This window comes from Aequorivita iocasae (assembly GCF_016757735.1).
Classification (GTDB): domain Bacteria; phylum Bacteroidota; class Bacteroidia; order Flavobacteriales; family Flavobacteriaceae; genus Aequorivita; species Aequorivita iocasae.
The window spans coordinates 3,060,831-3,084,132 of sequence record NZ_CP068439.1 but is presented as its reverse complement, the minus strand read 5'-3'; the positions used below and the strand labels follow the sequence as shown (position 1 = coordinate 3,084,132).

General features: G+C 38.4%; 21 protein-coding genes and 1 tRNA gene. 5 read left to right on the top strand and 17 right to left on the bottom strand.

Translation table 11 applies throughout. The annotated features are described in order from the left end of the window. Positions 1-354: 354 nt before the first annotated feature. The 3 genes from JK629_RS14155 to JK629_RS14145 form a co-directional block, all read right to left on the bottom strand. Complete coding sequence (locus JK629_RS14155) at positions 355-1,116, bottom strand: hypothetical protein (RefSeq protein ID WP_202336251.1); 762 nt, start codon at positions 1,114-1,116, stop codon at positions 355-357. Between the two features lie 461 nt (positions 1,117-1,577). Further along, on the bottom strand, positions 1,578-2,822 hold the full coding sequence (locus JK629_RS14150) for a site-specific integrase (RefSeq protein ID WP_202336250.1): 1,245 nt from the start codon (positions 2,820-2,822) through the stop codon (positions 1,578-1,580). Between the two features lie 240 nt (positions 2,823-3,062). After that, positions 3,063-3,147, bottom strand: a tRNA-Ser gene (locus tag JK629_RS14145). Positions 3,148-3,847: 700 nt separating this feature from the next. Here JK629_RS14145 and JK629_RS14140 point away from each other — a divergent pair. Next, positions 3,848-4,486, top strand: coding sequence for an NAD(P)H-dependent oxidoreductase (locus JK629_RS14140; RefSeq protein ID WP_202336249.1), 639 nt, complete (start codon positions 3,848-3,850; stop codon positions 4,484-4,486). Between the two features lie 89 nt (positions 4,487-4,575). Continuing rightward, positions 4,576-5,769 (top strand): DegT/DnrJ/EryC1/StrS family aminotransferase, encoded by a 1,194-nt coding sequence (locus tag JK629_RS14135; protein WP_202336248.1) that lies wholly within the window; start codon positions 4,576-4,578, stop codon positions 5,767-5,769. Here the strand turns inward: JK629_RS14135 and ribB are convergent. From ribB to JK629_RS14070, 13 genes are all read right to left on the bottom strand, one after another. Beyond that, positions 5,766-6,914 (bottom strand): 3,4-dihydroxy-2-butanone-4-phosphate synthase, encoded by a 1,149-nt coding sequence (gene ribB / locus JK629_RS14130; RefSeq protein ID WP_202336247.1) that lies wholly within the window; start codon positions 6,912-6,914, stop codon positions 5,766-5,768. The two genes, JK629_RS14135 and ribB, sit on opposite strands and share 4 nt — an antisense overlap. Before the next feature lie 76 nt (positions 6,915-6,990). After that, positions 6,991-8,436, bottom strand: a complete 1,446-nt coding sequence (locus JK629_RS14125; RefSeq protein WP_202336246.1) for an LptF/LptG family permease — start codon at positions 8,434-8,436, stop codon at positions 6,991-6,993. An 8-nt stretch (positions 8,437-8,444) separates the two neighbouring features. Further along, a complete protein-coding gene (locus JK629_RS14120; protein ID WP_202336245.1) occupies positions 8,445-9,083 on the bottom strand; it encodes a LolA family protein in 639 nt (212 codons plus the stop codon). 1 nt (position 9,084) lies between these two features. Beyond that, positions 9,085-11,445 carry an FtsK/SpoIIIE family DNA translocase gene (locus JK629_RS14115; RefSeq protein ID WP_202336244.1) on the bottom strand — a complete coding sequence of 787 codons (2,361 nt, stop codon included), beginning with the start codon at positions 11,443-11,445 and terminating at the stop codon, positions 9,085-9,087. A gap of 212 nt (positions 11,446-11,657) precedes the next feature. Beyond that, the gene (locus JK629_RS14110; RefSeq protein WP_202336243.1) at positions 11,658-12,023 is read right to left on the bottom strand and encodes a DUF6077 domain-containing protein; all 366 of its coding nucleotides are present in this window, start codon (positions 12,021-12,023) and stop codon (positions 11,658-11,660) included. Between the two features lie 2 nt (positions 12,024-12,025). After that, positions 12,026-13,408, bottom strand: coding sequence for a vWA domain-containing protein (locus JK629_RS14105; protein ID WP_202336242.1), 1,383 nt, complete (start codon positions 13,406-13,408; stop codon positions 12,026-12,028). 83 nt (positions 13,409-13,491) lie between these two features. After that, positions 13,492-13,851: a diacylglycerol kinase gene (locus JK629_RS14100; RefSeq protein ID WP_202336241.1), complete on the bottom strand. Its 360-nt coding sequence runs from the start codon at positions 13,849-13,851 to the stop codon at positions 13,492-13,494. Continuing rightward, positions 13,851-14,351, bottom strand: a complete 501-nt coding sequence (tpx, locus tag JK629_RS14095; protein ID WP_202336240.1) for a thiol peroxidase — start codon at positions 14,349-14,351, stop codon at positions 13,851-13,853. Before tpx ends, JK629_RS14100 begins: the two co-directional genes overlap by 1 nt. A 135-nt stretch (positions 14,352-14,486) precedes the next feature. Beyond that, positions 14,487-14,735, bottom strand: a complete 249-nt coding sequence (locus JK629_RS14090; RefSeq protein ID WP_202336239.1) for a DUF6952 family protein — start codon at positions 14,733-14,735, stop codon at positions 14,487-14,489. Then, entirely contained in the window at positions 14,716-15,030 is a 315-nt protein-coding gene (locus JK629_RS14085; RefSeq protein WP_202336238.1) for a thioredoxin family protein, read from the bottom strand. Before JK629_RS14085 ends, JK629_RS14090 begins: the two co-directional genes overlap by 20 nt. Positions 15,031-15,033: 3 nt before the next feature. Beyond that, positions 15,034-15,669 (bottom strand): peroxiredoxin, encoded by a 636-nt coding sequence (locus tag JK629_RS14080; protein ID WP_202336237.1) that lies wholly within the window; start codon positions 15,667-15,669, stop codon positions 15,034-15,036. 150 nt (positions 15,670-15,819) lie between these two features. Next, the gene (gene nhaC / locus JK629_RS14075) at positions 15,820-17,316 is read right to left on the bottom strand and encodes a Na+/H+ antiporter NhaC (protein WP_202336236.1); all 1,497 of its coding nucleotides are present in this window, start codon (positions 17,314-17,316) and stop codon (positions 15,820-15,822) included. 295 nt (positions 17,317-17,611) lie between these two features. Next, positions 17,612-19,306 carry an SBBP repeat-containing protein gene (locus JK629_RS14070; RefSeq protein ID WP_202336235.1) on the bottom strand — a complete coding sequence of 565 codons (1,695 nt, stop codon included), beginning with the start codon at positions 19,304-19,306 and terminating at the stop codon, positions 17,612-17,614. Positions 19,307-19,589: 283 nt separating this feature from the next. On the opposite strand from JK629_RS14070, the gene JK629_RS14065 reads away from it, so the two are divergent. Next, complete coding sequence (locus JK629_RS14065; RefSeq protein WP_202336234.1) at positions 19,590-19,748, top strand: hypothetical protein; 159 nt, start codon at positions 19,590-19,592, stop codon at positions 19,746-19,748. A 68-nt stretch (positions 19,749-19,816) separates the two neighbouring features. Then, positions 19,817-20,362, top strand: a complete 546-nt coding sequence (locus JK629_RS14060; RefSeq protein ID WP_202336233.1) for a hypothetical protein — start codon at positions 19,817-19,819, stop codon at positions 20,360-20,362. Between the two features lie 70 nt (positions 20,363-20,432). Here JK629_RS14060 and JK629_RS14055 read toward each other — a convergent pair whose 3' ends face one another. Then, positions 20,433-21,632, bottom strand: coding sequence for an aminotransferase class I/II-fold pyridoxal phosphate-dependent enzyme (locus tag JK629_RS14055; RefSeq protein ID WP_202336232.1), 1,200 nt, complete (start codon positions 21,630-21,632; stop codon positions 20,433-20,435). Between the two features lie 260 nt (positions 21,633-21,892). Between JK629_RS14055 and lpdA the strand changes: the two genes are divergently transcribed. Further along, entirely contained in the window at positions 21,893-23,296 is a 1,404-nt protein-coding gene (gene lpdA / locus JK629_RS14050) for a dihydrolipoyl dehydrogenase (protein WP_202336231.1), read from the top strand. Positions 23,297-23,302 lie beyond the last annotated feature (6 nt).

The following is a 23,302-nucleotide window of genomic DNA, read 5'->3' as shown; positions in this document are numbered from 1 at the left end:
TCATTTTAAACTCCTTAATACTCAAGCTTGTTGATGATAAAATATTTAAAAATGCCTGCAATCCGCCCCTTCAATGTTGTATATTTATAACTTCCTTCTAATTCGCTTCTGGACTATATCTCCGAGAGTAATTTTCCCCTTGCGTAGTCCACCTCCATGCCGACCGTAAGCCGATCACAAGCCCATCCCAAGCCAACCGCATGCCGACTCCATGCCGTCTGTACTCCATAGATACTTCCTAGATACTTCTCTGCCACTTCATAATCTCCCCCAATTTAATGTAATTTCATAATGTCCTTAACGCGCTGGCGCCTTTACTTAGTGAAGCCGAACCGCACTTTCCTTAATTACTTACTAATGTACATTAGGATTAAAAGGCTCTGCGTCTATTTCATCCGGATAGCCATCCAAATCTGAATCGCGCACCCCATCATCTATTACCAATAATTGAAAACTAATTGGCAAAAAAGTATCGAAAACCTCCTTGTTAAACTCAGCCGTAGGCGCCACAGAAACAGAGGATGCCATTTGGGTAAAACCGCTCACGGGTTCAAAAAGTGTATTCACCCAAACCAAACCTGTAAAAACCCCAAACTGTATCAAACGCGCTCCAAAAGTTATCTGTAACCCATCAAAATTTGTAGTTCTTGTAGCTGTACATATTACATTAAAATTATCATTGAAGTTATAAAAGGCAAACATATTGTTTACCTCAAAAGCAATGGCATCATTAATGGCCACTTGGCCAGGCAAGGAAGTTAACGGCACATAACGCCATACAACCTGATTGTCGTTTCTTATAACATTAACACCCACACTAGATGGATTGTTACTGGATACCTCAAAAGCACTGTACCCCTGCGGCATCTGAAAGCCCAATTGCGGGTAGTCACTATGTATAAAATACGTTCCAGGATTTTTAATGGTGGGTATTTCTGTCAATGGCACTGGCAGCCCGTTTGCATAATCCCAATACAGACCCGTTAACCCTATGGCAGTAACACATTGCTGCGACTGAAAATCTTGAAAGTCCTGATTGGTATTGTTATTATCGTCCTTATTGCACGAAAGTAGAATGGTGGTACTTACTAGAAGTAGAAATGCGTTTTTTGTCATGGTTTTTACTTTTTTGGAACATCGGGAAAGGATGCAGAATGTCATCAAAAAAAATCCCATCCTGGGGCTGCCACCGGCATTCCGCCCGTAAACATTACAACTGGTGTATTCATAAAATTTACATCGCAAATCTGGCTGCTAGGGCTACAGTTATGCGAAAGTTCGGAAAATTGGTAGATTTAAAACATCAAGAACTCCCAAGGGCAATGAAACCAAATTTAGTCCTTTTCATGATAAGGATACAAATTGTTTTAATGCGGAATATTTTCCAAAGTTGATGGTTAAAAATACTTATTTGGCATTGGTATAAATTGAATAAAAGGAAAAGTAAGTGTGGATTTGGTATTTATTAAATAATAGCTGATCAAATAGTAAAGGTTCCCGGTTTGCCAATAGGTCCCGGATTGCCCAATAGGTCCCAGTTTTATAAACTATTAAAAAACTTAAAAATCATTATTAAGTTATACATTGGTTGAAGCATTTTCCATATTTGAATAATTTGCCAATTTACCTTTAAGCGCCTTCATATCCTCACTGACTTTTTTATCTATGATCTTAGCATAGTGTTGCGTAGTCTTTAAAGATTTGTGACCAAGCATTTTGCTTACGGATTCAATTGGGACTCCATTGGTCAAAGTAACTGTTGTGGCAAATGTGTGTCGGGCCAGATGAAAGGTAAGATTTTTCTTAATTCCACAGAGATCGGCTATTTCCTTGAGATAGGCATTTGTCTTTTGATTGCTCAATACCGGTAATAAATTTCCGGATGCCGTTTCAGGGCTTTCTGCGTATTTTTCAATAATGGCTTGCGGAATTGCCAATAAGGGAATGCTGCTTCTGGTATCCGTTTTGCTTCTTTTTATCTTAATCCATCGTTCTCCGGAAATGTCCAGGATAATATTATCCGAAGAAAGTTTTTTGGCATCGGCATAGGCCAATCCTGTAAAACAGGAGAATACAAAAACATCCTTTACCTGATCCAATCGAGGAATCCCAAAATCTTTTTCTACTAATACCTGAAGCTCACTTTCATTGAGAAATTCCCGATCTACAATTTTAAGCTTGGCTTTCCAATGGACAAATGGGTCCTTGTTGATCCAATCATTGGCGTAGGCAATCCTGATTATTTTTTTAAAGTTTGTGATATACTTTATGGCGGTGTTGTGTGAACAATTTCTCGTTGTCTTAAGGTAATATTCAAAACCGGTAATAAAAGTATGGTCAACGTCCTTGACGGGAATATCATCGTTGCCATATTCCTTTAAAATATATTCACCGATATGTTTCTTGGCGGTTCGATACCGTTCTGCCGTACCGGCGGCAAAATCCCTTCCGATCAAGTTTTCGACCTTATCGTTATGCTCCTGAAAAATTTCCAGCAGCATTTTATGTTTTATATTTTTTCCAAGATAAATGTTTTTGATCATCGCTGAAGTAATTATGATATCCTCTTCAAGCAGTTTCTCATATATCTTATGAAGTTTTATCCGGATAGCAGCCGTATACTTATTAAAGTCACCAACTTCAGAAGATGAACCTCTAATGGTGCCCGCTTCTGAATTCCATTTCGATAAGGAAACTTTTCTTCTGATGCTGAACTCACTTCTTTTGTTATTAACGGTAATACGTGCATAGATAGGGGAGTTCCCGTTTTTATCTATATCGTTTCCCTTTGGATAAAATAAGATAGAAAATGTAGATTGCATAGGTGAGTACATTTTAAATTTCTCTAAAGGTACATAAAATATTTTTCATTTTCTTTGTAAAGCCTTAATAACATTGAAGTTATTACTCATGCGGTGAGTAAAAATTGAATTAAAAAATACTCACCGATTAGCTCACTTTTTACTTGATTTAGGATAGTTTTATTTGATATTGGAAGAAATGAAAAAAGCCGATAAACATAGTGTTTATCGGCTTTTGGTGGAATTTAAGCTATTCCCTAGCGGAGAAAGAGGGATTCGAACCCCCGGAGGTGTGACCCTCAACAGTTTTCAAGACTGCCGCATTCGACCACTCTGCCATTTCTCCAGTGGTATGCGTTTTCTAAGCGTTTTGCCTAAGAGGATGCAAATATAAAAAGCTTTTTTAAATATTCCATTTCTTTTTTGATGTTTTTATGTGCTCTATCGCATAACAATTTTAACTCTTAAATTATTTATTACTTTTAAATAGCCAACCACTTTATTATGAGATAACTAAGGCTGCCCATCTTTTTCCTGATTTCCTTTGCGGCCTTTTTGCAGAGCAATAAGCAAATGGCATTTCGTAAACTTACAGTTGAGCAAAGACTGTCGCAAAATAGCGTAATGAGTATAGCTCATGATAATACAGGTTTTATGTGGTTTGCAAAACAAGATTGACTTACCTATAGCAAACTCGGGAAAATATACATTGCTAAAAACAATGAAAATTCCAAACTGGTGGGAGACCGGATAATGAACTTATTGGTTGATGAAAATAAAATTTGGATCGTTCATGACCACCTAAAAGATGGAAAATATGAATTAAAATTACTTTTGAAGAATAAAGTGGTGAAGTCTATAGAAATTCATAAAATAATGAATGTCTCTTTAAAAAATAATTCTTTTCTGTTCTATGCTGCAGATTTGGTGGGGTTTTTAAAAGTGAAGGTTAATTTTTAATTGTTTAATTAGTAACAAATAAATAGCGGTAAAAGTTCAAAAATTTTATCGCTATTTTTGTAGAGAATACTAATTCACATTATTAAATGACTTCCAATACAATTGAAAAACTTCGTTGGAGATACGCAACAAAAAGATTCGATTCCTCCAAAACCCTTTCCGAGGAAAAACTGAATATTTTAAAAGAAACGTTTAACCTTACAGCCACTTCATATGGCTTGCAGCCTTTAAAACTGGTAGTGGTTAAAAATACTGAACTACAGTCCCAATTGATGCCTCTTACCTACAATCAACCGCAGGTCCGTGATGCTTCGCATGTTTTGATATTGTGTATCGAAAAAAATATTAATGAATCCTTTATTCTTGAACATTTTAAAAGGGTGGAAGGGCAGCGAAACACCCCACGTACCATTTTGGAACCTTTTGAAAAAGCCCTGATCGAAAACTTTTCAGAAAAACAAGCTCCAGAAATACGTCAGTGGATGGCAAATCAACTTTATCTTACATTGGGTGCCTTGCTTACCGTTTGTGCTGTAGAGAACATTGACGCATGTCCTATTGAAGGTTTTGAACCTAAAAAATATGATGAATTACTTGGTTTGGATAAGAAGAGTCTAGAGTCTGTAATCGTACTGCCCGTAGGCTATCGCGACGAGTCAGATTTTTTCATCAATCTTAAAAAAGTTCGCCGGGGCGTTGATGAACTTATTATTGAAGTGAATTAACCCCTTGAGAATTTTAATTTTATTGCACAACCATTATCTTTGGCTCACAGCTATTTTACATTCTCCATTCAACCTTAATAATTTAAAAAATGCCCGGATTTGAAATTTTTGGCGCCGAAGAGCGCAAGCAAGTAAACGATGTATTGGAAACAGGCGTATTGATGCGTTATGGTTTTGAAGGGATGCGCAATAACCACTGGAAAGCAAAGGAGTTTGAAACTACTTTCGCCAAAAGAATGAATGCTGATTATTGTCAATTAGTTTCTAGTGGTACAGCTGCATTGACCGTTGCTTTGGCTTCTGCAGGCATTGGCGCGGGTGATGAGGTTATTATGCCTACATTCACTTTTGTGGCAAGTTTTGAATCAATTTTAGCTTTAGGAGCTGTTCCTGTTTTAGTGGATATTGACGATACTTTAACATTAAATCCTGAAGCTGTAGAAGTTGCGATCACACCAAAGACCAAATGTGTCATGCCTGTTCATATGTGTGGCTCTATGGCAAATTTGAGAACTCTAAAATCGATTTGCGAAAAACACGATTTAATCCTGTTGGAAGATGCCTGTCAAGCTCTTGGCGGAACCTATGAAGGAAAACCCTTGGGAAGCTATGGCGATTTGGGTTGCTTTTCATTTGATTATGTAAAAACGATTACCTGTGGCGAAGGCGGAGCAGTTATTACTAATAATAAAAAATATGCACTACACGCAGACCACTATCAAGACCACGGCCACGACCATATAGGTAAAGATCGGGGGGCGGAAACGCATCCTTTTTTGGGCTATAATTTCAGAATTTCTGAATTGAATGCCGCTGTAGGATTGGCGCAACTTGATAAACTTGATGGAATTTTAAAGACTCAAAAGGAAAACTATACTATTCTTCGGGAAGTATTAGAAACTATTGAAGGTGTTACTTTCAGAAGGGTTCCCAAAGGTGGCGAGGAAAATTATTCATTTTTGAACTTTTTTCTTCCCACAGAAGAATTAACCAAAAAAGCACACAAAGCCCTTGCTGAAGCTGGCGTAGATGCCTGTTTTTATTGGTTCACCAATAATTGGCACTATATAAACGGCTGGGAACATCTACGGGATTTAAAATCGCTCGGTAATCTTTCTGCTGAAGTTAGAAGCCAAATGCAAGATTTAAACAATACCGATTTTTCAAAAAGTGATGCTATTATGGGCCGTACAATTTCATCACTTATAAAAATTGGCTGGACCGAAAAGCAAGTAAGGGAACGGGCAGAGGCTATGAAAAGCGCAATACTGATGGCGCTTTAGTAATTCACATATTCCATAATTTCTAAACCATATCCGATCATTCCAACACGTTTGGTCTGCTCGCTGTTTGAAATTAGGCGAATTTTATGAATTCCCAAATCGTGAAGAATTTGGGCTCCAATTCCAAAATCTTTGCTGTCCATTTCAATACGGGGTGCTTTTGCGATTTCGTTGGGTTTCTGTGCTTCTTTAAGTTCTTTTAAACGGTTTAAAAGGTTGAGCGATTGGCTCTGTTGATTAATAAAAACAATAGCTCCTTTTCCTTCGTTATTGATTACGTTGAACATATCGTCCAATTTCTGTTCGGCGTTATTGGTAAGGGTTCCCAAAATGTCGCCATTTACCAAGGTTGCGTTTACGCGAACCAAAACAGGTTCATTTTCCTTCCAGGAGCCTTTGGTAAGGGCAATATGAATTTGGTCGTTTGTGGTTTGTTTGTAAGCGCGAAGCCTGAAATCCCCAAATTTTGTATTTATTTTGAAATCTTCCTTTTTTTCAATCAAGGAATCGTTTTCCATTCGGTATTTCACCAAATCTTCGATTGAAATCAATTTCAAATCAAACTTTTTGGCAACCTTCATCAACTGTGGTAGCCGCGCCATGGTACCATCTTCATTTAAGATTTCAACTAAAATACCCGCAGGTTTCAATCCTGCTAAACGCGCTAAATCAATAGCAGCTTCAGTGTGCCCTGTTCTTCTTAAAACTCCGCCCTGCTTAGCGCGAAGTGGAAAAATATGTCCCGGTCTACCCAAGTCACGGGCTTTTGTATTTTCATCAACCAGTGCTTTTATGGTTTTTGAGCGGTCGTGTACTGAAATGCCCGTAGTACAACCGTGACCGATTAAATCTACTGAAACGGTAAACTGTGTGTGGTGCAATACGGTATTATTTTCCACCATCATATTTAGATCGAGGGTATTGCATCTATCCTCGGTTAAAGGCGCGCAGATAAGCCCCCTTCCGTGGGTTGCCATAAAATTGATCATTTCTGGGGTCACCATTTCGGCGGCGGCAATAAAATCTCCTTCATTTTCCCGGTTTTCATCGTCAACTACAATTATTATCTTTCCATTACGAATATCTTCAATGGCTTCTTCAATCGTGTTGAGTTTAACGGAATTTTCTTTTTCTGTGGAAATCATAGCTTTAAATATGTGGTGCAAAGATATAAAATGTGTGGCTGTAATTAGTTAAAAGAAATTTTGGATTATAGTATTCCTATTCAGACTTCTTTTTTCTTTTTATTCCAAATAAGCGTCCTATGCGTTGCATAAAGGAGTCAAAATCAAAAATACCTTGGTCTGTAGTGGCGCGATACGTAAGCCAGACGCTCAGTGGCAGCATAATGGCTGTGCTTAACCAAGTTGCTATAAAGGGATGCATAGTTCCATCCTCCGCACTGTTTTTGGCAAAAATGCCGATAAAGTGATAGGTTAAAAATAGCAGAATAGCAACCACCATAGGCAAACCCATGCCGCCTTTTCGAATAATCGCCCCAAGCGGTGCCCCCACAAAAAATAAAATGATACAGGCAATACCCAAAGCGTATTTTTCATGCAAGGCTATCTCGGTTTTGTTCAATCTTTTGGTTTTATTTTTAAATTCTACCTTTTTTGCATCTACGGTTTGTAGGGTTCCTTTGGCATTGTTAAGTGCTAGTTTTACAATCTGCAATTCTTGAGCGGGATTGTAAATCTCAAGAATCGTGCTAATGGTAGGGGACTTTGCGGAATCATTAACCTTATTTTCCTTGAATTTTTCTACCCCACTCCGGTAGTACATGTTTTTTGTGTAAGATTGAATATCGGTAGAATAGCTATCAGAAAGTGAGTCAATCTCAACGCGTAACTCACTGATATTGTACATATTTTGGTTGTTGAGGTTATTCTCTTTATCTATATCTTTATTGTTTAATTCGGTAAGATCGATGTTTATGGAATATTCTTCAAAATAACTTTTTGCAAAGGGCTCGCCTTTCTGCTTAACTGCAGATTTAGTCTGAATTTCTTCGTAATAATTACCTTTCTTTAAAATTAGTGATAGGGTATTGCTGCCTTCCTCGCTTGCCAATTCACCATTATTGGCAATTATTACAGTAAAATTTCCGTTTGGTTTGGCTTCATTTTTTTTATGAATTACCACATCTTCCAAAAACTGGTCGCGATCGCCGGTTTTCTTTTCAACTTTTATGTTGAACATATCGCCAATTTGGCTGAACTGTCCTTCGGAAATTACCATGGAAGGCTGGAACTGCGAGATATTTCGCCGAAGGTTCTGCCATTTATATTCGGAATAAGGAATCACGTTATTTGCGAAAAAGAAAGCTGTAATTGACAGTACGACAATAAAACCAATCACACTTCCCATAGCGCGTTGCAGTGAAATTCCTGTGGATTTCATTGCAGCAAATTCATACTTCTCTGCAAAGCTTCCAAAAACCATCAGGGAAGTTACCAAAATGGTGAGTGGCAGCACCAAAGGAATCAATCGTGGGGAAACGTACCAAAGAAACTTGAGCACGATCCACACGTCCAAGTCTTTCCCGGCAAGTTCAGAAATATAGAGCCAAATAGTCTGTAGGACAAATATGAACATTAAAATAATGAAGACGCTCAAGAACGTCTTCAAATATGTAACCAATATGTACCTGTCCAGTATTTTCACTTATGCTGCTATAGCTTATTTATATAGTAACCATCTTTCTTATATTTAGCCTCGTCAAAAGTAAACAAGGTTTTGGAAACGGGTTGGTTTGTTTTGAATGAATTTACGGTAAGGGTATATTTTGTGCCCTTATCATCGGTCTGTATCAATTTATAAATATGCTTGGTCTGTACATCTATCCCCAAAAGAATATCCTTTATTTCAGCTTTTGAATCAATAGGCGTGAGTTTTATATATTGAATTTTTCTCCCCTTTACATTTTGCTCTATGTCCATTTTATAGGTGTAACCTTTTTCATAAAAAGTGAGCATTTTTGAAGGTGTAATTTCCTTGTCATCCTTTGCGTTGTATGCTGAAATGGTCACTTCCTCATCTTCGGGAACGATGGTATAAATATTCTTACCATCAAAAATTCGGGTGGTTCCAAGCATGTTCAAAACATATTTATCACCCTGTAGCGTAACATCGCCTCGGGTTTCTTGGTTTACGTTTTCCTTGGAATTATTCAAATTATATTTAAAATCGATTGAAATGTTATCGTAGCTTTTGGCTTTTGCCGAAACCTCTTTCAGCAGTGTTTTTGCATCCTGTGCGTACGAAAAGGTTGTGATAAAAAGAGCGATTAAAAGAATACTTAGTTGTTGCATTTTAATTGTCATTTTGTTCGTTATCTAAAAGTTGGTTTAACGCATCAATTGTTGGAACTAAAACTTGCCGTGCCTTGCTGCCCTCAAAGGGGCCCACAATGCCTGCCGCTTCCATTTGGTCGATGATTCTTCCAGCCCGATTGTATCCCAGTTTCAATTTTCGCTGTAACAAAGATGCGGAACCTTGCTGTGCAATCACCAATACTTCTGCGGCTTCACGGAAGAGTTTGTCGCGTTCCTCTATGTCAATATCAAGAGTTGTGCCACCTTCTTCACCTACGTATTCTGGCAGTAAATGCGCATCGGGATATGCTTTTTGTGAACCGATAAATTCCGTAATATCTGCTACTTCGGGCGTATCAACAAATGCGCACTGAATACGCGTCAATTCGTTGCCCTGCGTGTAAAGCATGTCACCACGGCCTATTAGCTGATCGGCACCCGAATTGTCCAAAATGGTCCGGGAATCAATTTTACTGGTTACCCTAAATGCAATACGCGCAGGGAAGTTGGCTTTTATAATACCCGTAATTACATTTACCGAAGGTCTCTGGGTAGCAATAATCAAATGGATTCCGATCGCCCTTGCCAATTGCGCTAAACGTGCTATGGGTGTTTCCACTTCTTTGCCTGCGGTCATAATTAAATCGGCAAATTCATCTATCACCAAAACGATGTACGGCAAAAATCGATGCCCTTCGTTGGGGTTCAATTTTCGGTTTTTAAATTTGGTATTGTATTCCTTAATGTTACGGACCATGGCATCCTTAAGCAAATCGTAACGCGTGTCCATTTCAATACAAAGGGAGTTCAACGTATTGATAACCTTTGCTGTATCAGTAATAATTGCTTCTTCGGTGTCGGGCAATTTTGCTAAATAATGACGTTCAATTTTGTTGAAAAGCGTCAGTTCCACCTTCTTTGGATCTACCAAAACGAATTTCACTTCCGCAGGGTGTTTTTTATAAAGCAAAGAGGTGAGTACTGCGTTCAAACCGACTGATTTTCCTTGTCCGGTTGCCCCTGCCATTAACATGTGCGGCATTTTAGCCAAATCTACCACGAAGGTTTCATTGCTAATTGTTTTTCCAAAAGCGATGGGAAGTTCCATTTCGGCATTTTGAAATTTTGCAGAAGCAATCACCGAACGCATGGAAACGATTTTGGCATTTTTGTTCGGCACCTCGATTCCAATAGTTCCACGGCCGGGAATTGGGGCAATAATACGAATGCCCAATGCTGAAAGTGATAAGGCAATATCGTCTTCAAGATTTTTGATTTTTGAAATACGGATACCTGCATCGGGTACAATTTCGTAAAGTGTGACGGTGGGCCCAACGGTTGCTTTTATGTTTGCGATGCCTATTTTATAATTGCTGAGCGTTTCAACAATTCGGTTTTTGTTTTCCTCAAGCTCCTCTTGATCGATGGTTATGGCAGCGCCCACGGTATGGTCGCGCAGGAGCTCGATACTTGGAAATTTGTAATTGCTCAGTTCCAGTTTTGGGTCAAATTCCCCAAAATCTTTTACAAGTTTATCGCTTAGGTTTTCTATTTCCTCTTCGTCGGCTGCCTGTTCCACTTCCATTTCCACGTCGCCTTCCACGTCAGATTTCAGGATAATTTTTTCAACCGGCCGGGGAGGTGGAGGGCTTACCTTTTCTTCAATAAAAGGTTCTGGAATATCATCTTCGTCTTCATCTTCAATTTCACTGTTTACTGTTGAGGTTTTGTGGTCAGTTTTATTTTCATCGGAAACAAACTCTGAAGCAATTTGTTTTTTGGAGCTTTTAAAAGCATCGATTGCCATTTCGGGCGTAAGCTTTAATCGAACTACCAAATAGACAATCAATATAAATATCATTACCAGCATAGCGCCAACCAAACCTAAATAATCCTGCATGAGGTCGTTGGTTTCAAAACCGATGATACCGCTGAAAAGTGTTGTTTTTTCTCCAAAAAAACCAAAGAAAACTGAAATCCAAAGCATTAAAAGCAAACCCCAGAACCAAAACTTAGCCAACTGTTTTTTGGCATAGTCGAAAAAATAATAAATTCCCGTTAAGGTTACCAAAAAGGCAAAAATAAAGGCTGAAATCCCGAAACCGTCATAAATAAAGAAGTGGGCCACGTTGGCTCCAAACTTGTTGAGCCAATTTTTGGTTTGCAATTCGCGTTCTGCCAAAACACCAATTTCGCTTTGGTCTGCCTGCCAAGTAAAAAAATAGGAAACAAAAGAAAACATCAGTGCCAATCCCAACAAAAACAAAAAGCTACCTAAAAGTATTTTCTGTTGTTTGGACAGCGAAAAGCTTATTTTTTTGCGAGGTGTTTTAGTTGTTGAGTTTTTCTTTTTGGCCATTAATGGAACGGTTGTCTTTTCAGCAAAAATACAAATATCAATGAGGAAAATTTGAAATTACAAAAAACAAATTCAAAATTTAAATTTCAAGCGAAAAGGTTCAATACTCTTAACGTGGCAAACACTTAAAAGTATAAATAGAGAATTAAAATACTTCTCTTAAAAAATTGTGACAAAGAGTAGGTGCCGCAATAAAAATCTAGTTCCTAAAATTATACATCTGTTTGCGAAGTTGGAGTAGTGGAGGGAGGGTCAAATTTTTCGCTTTCTTCCTTTTTAAGTTTATCCCGATGCTGAAACTCAAAATATTTATAGCCTACAGCGGCCAGCAAAAGGATTAATAGAAAGACGTTTATTTTAACAAGTAATTTTGTAGTAACATAATAGGCTATAAAAAATGAGGCAATAAACCCCACTCCTGCAAAAAGTACTCCATAGCCCACGACGATAGCGCCACCGGCTAGTCCTTGGTTTTTACCAGCATCAATCGCGCCCGCAAAATAAAGCCCAATAAAGAAACACACCAAAAGCATTAGGATATAAAAGCCAATACAGGAAGGTTTCAGAAGTTTTTGCATCCTTAAAAGTTTAAGGTTTTGGTAATAGATTCCCCTTTTTTTACTTCAATGGTTATAGTTTGTGTTTTGCGATCTTTATAATTTCCAAGGGGTGCTACTTTTACTTTATAGGTTCCGGGATTCAATAAAAATTGTTTGCCACGGCTATAGGTCCTGCCTCCTGCAACATTTTTGCCCGAAGGGCTTTCATCAATTGTAACTACACTATCTATGGAGTTTCCATCCGCTTTAGCATCAATAAAAGCGGTGCCTGTGGTGAAATTGTGCGATACTGGTCTAATTCCACTTGCTTCAACTTTTACGTTTTCAATTTCAGTATAAGTTTCCAGCCCTTTCATATCACCCAATGCCTGTATGGAAACTTTGTAAACTCCTGGATTTACTTCTACTTCCTTAGGTTCGTTATAAGTTCGGAGAGAGGCTACGGTTTTTCCGTTTGCATCCAAAACCTTGACCATACAGTCCCAGTTTTTCCCGTTATTTGTGGTGGTGACACCAATTTTTCCACCGTCAAAGCTGATGGTTTTATGTATTATTTTATCTTCAAAACTTTGTATCCCTTCTACGGTAACCATTTTTACATCGCTACCTTCAAGTGGAGTAACCTCAAAATTGTATTTGCTGGGAGGTAAGTAGAAATAGGCAGTATCCTTATATGTTCGAACGCTTATGGGAGCGCGTTTTGCAACAACATCGTACGCTTTTACCCAAGCATCTATTGCTACGCCATTTTTAACGGCAAACACCGAAACATTTCCTTTTGGCTTATCAACGGTTTCTGCCGTGGCTTCGGTTAAGACATCGTCCAGTCCACTTGCATCTGCCGCGTCATAATATTTACCGTCACCCGCATTGGCAGCGCATTTGAGCTGTTCCGTTTCATTTGCTTTTAAGCCGAAGCCCACAATGTGCAATCTAAAATCAATCCCTTCTTTTTTGGCAGCTGTTACTATCTCGCAGATATTGCCGTTGCAGGACTCAATACCATCCGTAATTAAAATGATGGTCGCTTTTTTCTTTGATTTTCGAAGTCCGTCAATTACTTGTGAAGCAGCGTATGCCAAGGGAGTCATTCCCAAGGGTTTTATGTTTTTTAAGGCAGAATTTATTTCACTTTTTGAATTATTTTCCATGGAAACTAGGGTTTCCACGTCTTTGCAATCTCCCTTTTTCCGATCAAGGCCCACGTTTTGGTTTGCGGGAAGCTTATTCACCGTAGTTGTAAGAACCTCAGTGGCTATTTCCATCTTGGTCTTGCCTTGCATTTGGCCCCACATGGAGCCACTTGCATCGTAAATAAAAATAATTGGGGAAGGGACTTCGGGTTGTGCAGAAAGCTGAATTGAAAACAGCAGTAGACACAAAATTGTGGCTAATTGCTTCATAATGAAATTGGTTGGTTGACCTTAAAGATATAAAAAATATATAATTATTTGTATATCAACCTTTTGTAAATTTCATTGTTGATTTAAAATTTCGGAATATAAATGATGCAACCAATGATAACGGCGGTAATTGCGGCAAAGAATACGGCCCCTGCTGCTACATCTTTTATAAAACCAATTTTGTTGTGAAAGTCTGGGTGCACAAAATCGGCAATTTCCTCGGCTGCGGTATTAAGGCCCTCAATGCTCATTACCAAACCGATTGCAAAAACTTGAAGTATCCATTCCGTAGCGGAAATTTCAAAATAAAATCCTGCAACGGTCATGATGATACCAATTACTGCCTGCACTTGGATGCTCGCCTCGTGGCGTAACAATAGCAAAGCGCCCTTGAATGCGTAGCCGCATCCTTTTAGGCGCTTTCCCAAAAATGAATTCCACATTATAAAAGTGGTTTTAGTGCCGAAAGATAATCGGGCTCCTCGCCAATGTCCGGTACTTGCTGGCTGTGGATTACTTTTCCGTTTTCATCCAAAACCACAACGGCTCGTGAATGCAAGCCCTGAAGTGCTCCGTTAGTCATTTCCACTCCATAGTTTTTTCCGAAGTTACCATCGCGATAATCTGATAAATTGGTAACGTTGTTAATTTCCTCGTCGCTCACAAAACGCTTTTGCGCAAAAGGAAGGTCTTTTGAAATACAGAGCACTTTGGTATTTTTCAATCCCGTAGCTTTTTCATTGAATTTGCGCACAGAGGTTGCACAAACATTTGTATCAATACTCGGAAAAATATTCATTACTACGCGTGAACCTTTGTAATCTGATAATTTTTTCGAACTTAAATCTTGAGCTGTCAAATTGAAATCTGGGGCCGTATCGCCTACTTTTGGAAGGTTGCCTGCCGTTTCAACATTATTTCCGCCTAATTTTATGGTTGCCATTTTATAGTTTTTAAAGTGAAGCCTAAAGATACGTATTCAGTTTTGCTTAAAATGCAAACAACTTCTTAAAGAATTTATCTAACAAGAAAACCCCTTTACAAATATGTAAAGGGGTTTTATAATGATATTAATCTCCTATCGGTCTATGGAACCCAAAACTTTTTGTGCAAATGCATTTGCTGCATCGTGTTCGGGCATACCGTCATCAATCATTTTCTGCACTTCCACCGCCCCGCAAAGGTTGGTGATAAGTTCGCCAATGATATCCATCTCTTCTTCAGTTATCCGGTTGTATTCGCTGTACGATTCCAAGACTTCTATACAGTTCTCAATCTGTATTGTGGAATTGTTTCGCTGAATATGTCTAATTACTGGCAACTTCATTTACAAGATCTTTTAAAAGTTCAAATTTATTGGTCTGGACTTGATTTACCAATTCGCCATTTTTGAAAGATGCAAAAGTGGGCAGATTATCAACATTTGCCATTTTTCTACTTTCTGGAAATTTTTCGGCATCAACCAAAACAAATTTGTAATCCTCAGTTTCTGAAGCCAATTTCTTAAATTTTGGCTTCATCAATCTGCAATTGCCGCACCAACCTGCCGAAAACTGAACAATTACGTCCTTTTCCTCAGCTACCAGTTGTTGTAGGCTATCGTCTTTTAATTCCAGTACCATACTCTAGTTTCTTAAATAAGTAGCTACAGCCTCGCGTGTGGCTTTCATTGCATCCTTGCCTTCTTCCCAGTTTGCTGGGCAAACTTCGCCTTTTTGCTGTACGTGGGTATAGGCATCAATCAATCTAATGAATTCGTTTACGTTTCTTCCCAAAGGCATATCGTTTACACTTTCGTGGAATATTTTTCCTTCTTCGTCAATTAGGTATGTTGCACGGTAGGTTACGTTATCGCCATCTACCATTAGCAATCCGGTTTCCTCATCGTAACGCTCGTTGGTGATGTCAAGAATTCCAAGTGCATTGGATAGGTTTCGATTCGTATCTGCCAATAATGGATAGGTAACACCTTCAATACCACCGTTATTCTTTGGGGTGTTGAGCCAAGCAAAGTGAACTTCGGGCGTATCGCAAGAAGCACCGATAACCATAGTATTGCGGTCTTCAAATTTTGAAAGCGCTTCCTGAAAGGAATGGATTTCGGTTGGGCAAACGAATGTAAAATCTTTCGGATACCAAAAAAGCAATACTTTTTTGTTGTTTTTTTTCGCTTCTTCAAGCACATTGAGTTTAAAAGTATCCCCCATTTCGTTCATTGCATCTACTGAAATGTTTGGGAATTTTTTTCCTACTAATGACATAATTTTATTTATTTTTTTGGGTTAAAATTTTCTAGTGCAAAGATAGAAACTCCTTACGGATAAAGGAATTGAAGCGAATGTATTAATCTATAAACCGATAGATTTTTACGATAAGTTATTTTTTTAACTATAAGTAAAAACTATGTAAAATTAAGCTGTTTTTGGGGAGGTAGCTAACTCTCTGATTTTGATCCTGAAGGCCGCAAAAAGCAAAGTCATAAATGGACTTAGCCAGTTAAAAATAGCATAGCCCGCATAGTGAAGTGTATCTACGCCCAGCACCCCACTGTGGTATGCGCCACAAGTATTCCAAGGTACCAAAACAGAAGTTACCGTTCCGGAATCTTCCAGAGTTCTTGAGAGGTTTTCTGGAGCTAAACCTTTATCCTTAAAGGCTTTTGCATACATTTTACCGGGAACCACGATTGCAAGGTATTGATCACTGGCAGTAAGATTTAATGCCAAACAGCTGGCCACAGTGCTGGCAAAGAGCCCAAAAGTGGTGTGGAACAATTTTAATAAGGCCTTACTTATTGCAGCAAGCGCACCAATGGCATCCATAATGCCACCAAATACCATAGCGCAAAGAATCAACCAAATAGTATTTAGCATGCCGGCCATTCCGCCTGCGGAAAAAAGATCTTTTAATGCTTCATTATCTGTAGGAATGGAACTATCCACGGTAATTGCGTTCATAATACCCTTATAACCATTTTCAAAAGTCAGCGAAGTACCTCCACCAATGGAAGCTACAATATCCGGTTGAAATATTAAGGCTGCAACCGCACCTAAAAGTGTTCCTATAAGCAAAGCGATTAAAGGAGCAGTCTTTTTTACAATTAAAAATATAACAACCAATGGAACTATAAACAACCACGGACTCACGTTTATGGAGTCTTTCACAGCAGCAAGAATTAAATGGGTATCTGCTGTGCCGGAAGTGTCTATATTCAATCCAATAATTACAAATACGATTAAGGTAACCGCCAGGGTGGGAACCGTTGTGTAAAGCATATACCTAATATGAGTAAACAAATCTGTACCCGCCATGGCTGGAGCTAGGTTTGTTGTATCGCTCAAGGGAGAAATTTTATCGCCAAAATAGGCTCCCGAAAGAATGGCACCTGCGGTCATTCCTATTGAAATGTCCAATGCATTTGCGATGCCAACAAGTGCAATACCCACAGTGGCTGAAGTAGTCCAACTACTTCCGGTAGCCACGGAGATAATGGCGCAAATAATTACACAAGAGGCCAGGAATATTGTTGGATTTAGAATTTGAAGACCGTAATAAATCATTGTGGGAATAATGCCGCTAATAAGCCAAGTTCCTGCCAAAGCCCCAACCATCAATAAAATTAAAATTGCACCCGCGGTAGATTTTACGTTTATAGCAACTTCTTCAAGCATTTGGTCAAATTTCACTTTGTTGAAGAAACCCACGATAGCCGCAACGGCACCACCCATCAAAAGAATAAATTGGTTGCTTCCGCTTAAGGCATCATCTCCATAGGCATAAAACACATTGTAAAAAAGCATTCCGATAAGTGCAAAAACAGGAATTAACGCTTCCCAAATATTCAGTTCAACGTTTTCAACTATCTGATCGTCTTTTGGGTCGGTAGGCTTAATGTCTTGACTTTGCATAGGGAAATTTTAAAATGGAATGTAATGTTACGATTTTGTAAAAAGCTGTGCAAATTTTATGTGGAGTGGATTGATTGGGAAAATTTCAAGGCAGCAGGAATATGCCTTGGTTATAATCGAGAAGGTAATGTTTTACTAACTATTAAAACCACTGTTTTGTAGTAGTAATAATTATTTAATAATAGCTATGATGGCATCGATATCCTGGAACAAGTTCGGAACATTCGGACTCCAACATAAATGGGGTATGTTACTATTTGTTAAAGAAATTATGAAGCTTATTAGTTAGCTAAAATTACTTTTTTACAAGCTTCTTAACGATTTTGTTATTTTCATTTTGGATTTCCAAAAAGTAAATGCCAGGTTGGCCTTCAATTGATAAATCTATTTTAGATGTATGGTTATAGGTTTTACGAAATTGCACTTGTCCCAATATATTACGTATTTCTAGGTTAATTGTTTCAGAATTGTTTTTTAAATAAATAGCTATTTGTCCCGAAGTGGGATTTGGAATCATCAAAAAGTCATTATTTATATATTCATCCAATCCCAAAGGTTCTTGACTTATTTTATAAACAAAGGCATCATCGGCACCGGCGGAGGTGAGATCGAATGTATTGCTGCTGGGATCAAAATCAATTGTTTCTCCAAAATATCCTGTGGAATAAATCTTTCCGGTAGCATCTGCATATATGGATTTTCCTTCTGAAATATCCATACCGCCAAGTTGAACGGCCCAAACAAATTCGCCACTGGCATCCAAACAGGAAATAAATGCATCCCCAATACCAAGTGAAGTAAAATTATACATCCCGGTACCAGGGTCGAAATCTGCCATTCCCTGAAAATATCCTGTTGAAAATACTTTTCCCTGGGCATCAGTAGTTATGGAATTGCCTATAACCAATTCAGTACCTCCCAATTGTTTTGCCCAAACAAAGTTGCCAGAGGCATCAAGTTTGGAAATGAAGGTATCCTGTAAGCCAATTGGGGTAAGTGGAAAATTGCCAGCTCCAGGATCAAAATCTGCCAATGCACGAAAATCACCTGTAGTAAGCACATTTCCAGACGCGTCAATTGAGATGGAGCGGGCTATATCTATACCATTTCCGCCCATTTGTTTTGCCCAAATCAGATTTCCGGAGGAATCCAATTTAGAGACAAAAATATCATTGAAATTTCCTGCCGCAGTAAGGTTAAAAGTACCCGAATTTGGATCAAAATCAACAGTTTCAAAAAAATCTCCCGCTACATAAATATTTCCCGAGGAGTCTATATTAATCGCATTTGAATTTACGCTACTTGTTCCCGTAAATTGTTTTGCCCAAATAAAATTGCCCGCGGAATCAAGTTTGCAAATAAAGGCATCATTAAATGCTACTGAAGAAAGATTAAAAATGCCTGCACCCGGATCAAAATCTACAGTACCCTCAAAGGTGCCAGTAAAATATACATTTCCAGAAGGATCAGCTATGATGCTATATCCTAAATCAGTATTCGTACTGCCTATCTGTTTGGCCCAAACAAAATTGCCGTTCGCTTCCAACTTTGGAATGAAGATGTCGTCACTTCCGGCTGAGGTAAGATTAAAGGAGGTGGCGCTAGGATCAAAATCGGCAGTACCTTCAAAATTTCCCACGATGTAAATATTTCCAGAAACATCTGTGGCTATTGAATTTGCAATTTCATTAATAGTTCCTCCTATTTGTTTTGCCCACACAAAATCTCCTGTAGCATTTAATTTTGAGATAAAAATATCCCTACTACCCACGGAAGTTAAATTGAATGTACCATTACCCGGGTCAAAATCTGCTGTATTTGTAAATCTACCCGTTGTTAAAACATTTCCTGAAGCATCCACGGTTATGGCTATGCCTTCGTCATTTGTAGTGCCTCCCAATTGTTTTGCCCATTCAAAATTTTGTGCATTAAGTTTTTGGATTTGAAATACAATGAAAATAAGCGCAAAAAAAAATGTGGTTCTTTTCATCTTTGTTTTTTTTTAAATTATAAGACCTGTGCAAATCCATCGATTTTCGCATTGAAATGTCATCACCACGATTGAAAGAAAATTTAAATTAACGATGACTATTTCGTCATAAAAAAGAAAACAGCCTTGTGTTTTGTAGGTGAATTCTTCTACCAACCCCCTCATTCTCTTAACAATCTGCACTTCAACGAGTATATAATTGGTTATATCGAAAACTGATATTTGGGACATTGCAATTCTGCAAAAGCAAATTACGTTTGCACCACCAAATCAAAATCTTATTATGAAATTTACCTACAACTTCATCCCATTTTTCTTATTTTCCTTTTATAGTTTTTCACAGGTTGGCATCAATACCACATCGCCTGATCCTTCAAGTATCCTTGATATTTCTGCATCAAATAAGGGTGTTCTTTTTCCACGTGTAGCCCTACGGGGATAAATGATAATACAACTATTGCTAATCCTGCTGAAGGCTTACTTATTTATAATACTACAAACAACAGTACGTTGACTTCGGGGTTTTTTGTTTGGGGTGGCAGTACTTGGAATTTGGTTAATACCAGTAACAACTCTGGCGGTGGTTCAACTGGTAGTACAAAAGAATATGGAGAGATTTTTTTAGCAAATAATACAACACTACAATTAAGCCAATATACTGATAATTTAAGTTTACCAAATATGCAAACCACAGATTTGTCAAGTTCAAATGTAGAACTACTTAGCAATGGAATACGACAAAAGGTGTCGGGGACTTATAAAGTCACCTATACTGTTACATATCAACGTGTAACGGGTGTGAACAGTGCGATTAAAAATATTGAGTTTTATTTATCTAAAAATAATAATAGAATAAATAATACCGCAACGGTAACTGAAATTTTAGATACTGAAATACATTCATTTACTACCGTAAGATTACTTCATTTAGATGCTTATCAAACCTATTTTATCAATGCTTCTAAAACAGGGCCTTCCGGAACAAAAATTACACCTATTCCCAAAATAAAGATTTTTGGGGGAACGACAAATATGATAATTGAGCGTATTGATTAATTCATTATTGACTTTAAAAGAAAAACTCCTGATACTATCAGGAGTTTTTTGCTTATAAGGAATTTGTTTTTTAAAGAACACCAACCTCCACCATACATTCCCGCATCATTTGGTAGGTTCGTTGAATATCATTGTCAAGACCAATTGAAAAACGGATAAGTCCATCACTAAGCCCCATAGCCTTTTGTTCGTCCTCTGGAATTTCTGAAGACGTGGAAGAACCCGGCGCACTAAATAAGGTTTTGTAAAATCCTAAACTTACCGCCAAATATCCAAGATTACGCTCCTGCATTAATTCCATTAATTTATTGGCTTTATCAATTCCGCCCACATCAACGGTCAGCATGCCACCAAAACCATATTCCTCATTCATCATTTTTTTGAAGAGCTTGTGTCCCGGATGCGACTTCAATCCCGGATAAACGGTTTTCAAACCATCTGCCTCAAATTTTTCGGCTAAATACAGGGCATTCTCACTATGTTGCTTTATACGTATGTGAAGCGTTCTCAAATTTTTCAAGATAGAAGCCGCACGCAAACTGTCCATTGCGGGACCGAGAAGCATATTGGCGCCATCGTTCACATTACGAAGGTTATCTATAAACTCCTGTGTTCCGCAAGTTACGCCACCCATGGTATCGCTACTTCCGTTTATGAATTTGGTTAAACTGTGTAAAACAACATCAGCGCCCAATTTTGCGGGTGAAACGCTTAAAGGTGAAAAAGTGTTGTCAACCAATAATTGGAGACCGTGTTTTTTTGAAATTTTTGAAAGAGCTTCAATATCGGCAATTTCCAATAGCGGATTGCTCACAGTTTCGCAGTAGATTATTTTTGTGTCTTCAGTGATAGCTGCTTCAACTTCGTCTAGTTTTGTAATATCTACAAAAGATGTTTCAATATTTAAACGAGGGGCAAAATTTTTGAGAAAAGCATAGGTTCCACCGTAAATAGTACGGCTGGAAATAATATGGTCACCAGCTTTGCAAAGTTGGAGAATAGCAGGTGTAATCGCACCCATTCCGCTTGCTGCAACATTTGCTGTTTCGGTGCCTTCCATGGCTGCAAGAGCCTGTCCTAAATATAGATTGGAAGGGGTGGAGTGACGCGAGTATAAATAGCACCCATCTGCATTCCCTTCAAAAGTATCAAACATTGTTTTAGCCGAAAGAAAGGTGTAGGTGGAAGAATCGGAGATGGAAGGATTAACGCCTCCAAATTCACCGAAGTATTGTAAATCTTGAATTTTGTCTGCTGGTTTAAAAGCCATTTTTTTGGAATTGTTGGTTATTTGGCAAAAATGCAAAAATTAATAGGAGTGGTGAAATTATTATATGGTTAATAAGTGAATAAGTGGATAAGTGAGTATGCAAGTTGGGAGTAAGCGTGTAAGTGAACTTGTAAATCTGTGAATATGGGAATAGGGGGGGTATAAATTCAACTCACAATTTTACAAATTCACATAACTTAAACTTTTAAACTCTTAAACAGTATCGTACCTTTGGCACTTCAATATAAAATTCAACTTTTATGAGCAAATATGATGTAGCAGTAATTGGGTCTGGCCCCGGGGGCTATGTGGCAGCAATCCGCTGCGCACAATTGGGAATGAAAACCGCAATCATTGAAAAATATGATGTTTTGGGGGGAACCTGCCTGAATGTGGGTTGTATTCCCAGCAAAGCATTACTTGACTCCTCACATCATTACGAAGATGCCTTGAAACATTTTGAGGAACACGGAATTGAAATTCCAGGAGAAATAAAGCTGAACTTCAAAAAAATGATTGAACGCAAAGCTTCCGTTGTAGACCAAACCACCAAAGGGATAGCGTTTTTAATGGATAAAAACAAAATTGACGTTTTTACCGGGATGGGTGCTTTTAGGGATGCTACCAATATTGAAATAACAAATGGTAAGAAAAAGGAGACCATTGAAGCCAAAAATACCATTATTGCTACCGGCAGCAAGCCTGCAACGCTTCCTTTTATAAAATTGGACAAAGACCGGATTATCACTTCTACCGAAGCCTTGAGTTTAAAAGAAATCCCGAAACACCTTGTGGTTATTGGAGGTGGCGTAATTGGTTTGGAATTGGGACAAGTTTATCACCGATTGGGCTCCGAAGTCTCCGTAGTGGAATATATGGACCGAATTATTCCCACAATGGATTCCACACAAAGCAAGGAATTGATGAAGGTAATGAAAAAGCAGGGCGTGAAGTTCTTTGTTTCACATAAAGTTTCCGCAGTTTCCAAAAAAGGAAAAGAAGTAACTGTTACTGCTACCGATAAAAATGATAAAGAAGTAAATTTTAAAGGCGATTATTGCTTGGTTTCCGTTGGAAGAAAACCATATACCGATGGGTTGAAAGCTGAAAACGCAGGTGTGAAAATCACAGAACGCGGAATGATTGACGTTAACGACCATTTACAAACAAATATTAAAAATATTTATGCCATTGGTGATGTGGTTCGCGGGGCAATGCTTGCGCACAAGGCTTCGGAAGAAGGTGTTTTAGTTGCCGAAATTATTGCCGGACAAAAGCCACATATTGATTATAATTTAATCCCGGGGGTGGTTTACACTTGGCCGGAAGTTGCTTCCGTTGGGAAAACCGAAGAGCAATTAAAAGAAGCGAATGTTGAATATAAAAGCGGTCAGTTCCCGATGCGCGCTTTGGGAAGAAGCCGTGCCAGTGGCGATACCGACGGTTTTGTAAAGATTCTTTCCGATAAAAAAACGGATGAGGTTCTAGGTGTACACATGGTAGGAGCTCGTGTTGCTGATTTAATTGCAGAAGCTGTTACGGCTATGGAATTCCGCGCCAGTGCCGAAGATATTGCCAGAATGAGCCATGCGCACCCCACATATGCCGAAGCAGTGAAAGAAGCCGCACTTGCTGCAACCGATGACCGAGCATTGCATATTTAATAACGC